Below are 1,658 nucleotides of genomic sequence, written 5' to 3'. Positions count from 1 at the left end.
AACGGATGCCGTAAAGTGGTGTCCCATGGCCTCTATTGATTTTGCAGCTGAAATTCGCGATCTGCGCTCCACCTATGCGTCCGTGGAGGCCGTCACAGACGTTGCGGCGCTCGAACGGGAAATCGCCGAGCTCTCGCAGGAGGCCACGGCCCCGGATCTCTGGAACGACCAGGACCGCGCGCAAAAGGTCACGTCGCGGCTGTCCCACAAGCAGTCCAAGATGGACCGACTCAAGAAGCTCAACGAGCGCATCGATGACCTGGAGGTCATGGTGGAGTTGGCCGAGGAAGAAGACGACCAGGACACCCGTGACAGCACGGTGGACGAGCTTGAATCCATCCGCAAGGCTCTGGGCCAACTCGAGATCCAGACCCTGCTGGCGGGCGAATACGATGAGCGCGAGGCCGTGGTCACCATCCGCTCCGGCGCCGGCGGTGTGGATGCCGCCGACTTCGCGGAAATCCTCATGCGCATGTACCTGCGGTGGGCGGAGCGTCACGGTTACCCCACCACGGTGCTCGACACCTCCTACGCGGAAGAGGCGGGCCTGAAGTCCGCCACGTTCGAGGTCAAGGCCCCGTACGCGTTCGGCACGCTCTCGGTCGAGGCCGGCACGCACCGCCTGGTGCGCATCTCGCCGTTCGACAACCAGGGTCGCCGCCAGACCTCGTTCGCCGCGGTGGAAGTGATTCCGCTGATCGAGTCCGATGACACCGTGGAGATTCCCGAGTCCGAGCTCAAGGTGGACGTGTTCCGCTCCTCGGGCCCCGGCGGTCAGTCCGTGAACACCACGGACTCCGCGGTGCGCATGACCCACATCCCCACGGGCATCGTGGTGTCCATGCAGAACGAGAAGTCGCAGATCCAGAACCGTGCCGCTGCGCTGCGCGTGCTGCAGTCCCGACTGCTGTTGCAGCGCCAGGAAGAAGCGGACGCCAAGAAGAAGGAAATGGCCGGGGACGTCAAGGCATCCTGGGGCGATCAAATGCGCTCCTACGTGCTCAACCCGTACCAGATGGTCAAGGACCTGCGCACCAACTATGAAGAGGGCAATCCCTCCAACGTGTTCGACGGTGGCATCGACAAGTTCATCGACGAAGGCATCCGTTGGCGCGCGGGCGCGCGCAACCACGACGAAGACTAAGGAGCTCTTTTCTCACGACGACGACGACGCCGCCCCGCCCGGCAGGTGCCCTCGGGCACCCGGGGAGTGCAGCGGCGTCGTCCGGGGGAGAGACCCGCTGAAGGAAGTAACGGCCCATGGCCAAGAAGAAGAACGATGACGGCCGCCAGATCGTGGCCAACAACAAGAAAGCCCGGCACGACTACAACATCTACGACACCTACGAGGCCGGTTTGGCGCTCATGGGCACCGAGGTGAAGTCGCTGCGCATGGGGCGTGCGTCCCTGGTGGATGCGTTCTGCCAGTTCGACCGTGGCGGTGAGCTGTGGCTGGAACACGCGCACATCCCTGAGTACCTGCAGGGCTCGTGGACCAACCACTCGGCCCGGCGCCGCCGCAAACTGCTGCTGCACCGCTCCGAGCTGGACAAGATCGCGGGCAAGACCCGCGAATCCGGCTACACCATCATTCCGCTGTCCCTGTATTTCGTGGACAACAAGCGCGTGAAGGTGGAGATCGCCGTGGCCCGCGGTAA

The 1,658-nt window shown here is 63.9% G+C and carries 2 protein-coding genes; both read left to right on the top strand.

The window, feature by feature from the left end:
• Window positions 1-25: 25 nt before the first annotated feature.
• Window positions 26-1,144 carry a peptide chain release factor 2 gene (prfB, locus tag Q4E95_RS13650; protein WP_303383811.1) on the top strand — a complete coding sequence of 373 codons (1,119 nt, stop codon included), beginning with the start codon at window positions 26-28 and terminating at the stop codon, window positions 1,142-1,144.
• A gap of 116 nt (window positions 1,145-1,260) precedes the next feature.
• Window positions 1,261-1,658, top strand: a 398-nt coding sequence (smpB, locus tag Q4E95_RS13645; protein WP_303383810.1) for an SsrA-binding protein SmpB, incomplete at its 3' end; no start/stop codon positions are given.

This window comes from Kocuria sp. (genome assembly GCF_030536815.1).
Lineage (GTDB): Bacteria > Actinomycetota > Actinomycetes > Actinomycetales > Micrococcaceae > Kocuria > Kocuria gwangalliensis.
The sequence above is the reverse complement of the archived record's forward strand: the minus strand, read 5'-3'. Positions and strand labels throughout refer to the sequence as shown.

What these genes read in the sequence shown, in the direction of transcription:
- prfB (WP_303383811.1), top strand. Translation starts at nt 26, where the DNA reads ATGGCCTCTATTGATTTTGCAGCTGAAATTCGCGATCTGCGCTCCACC.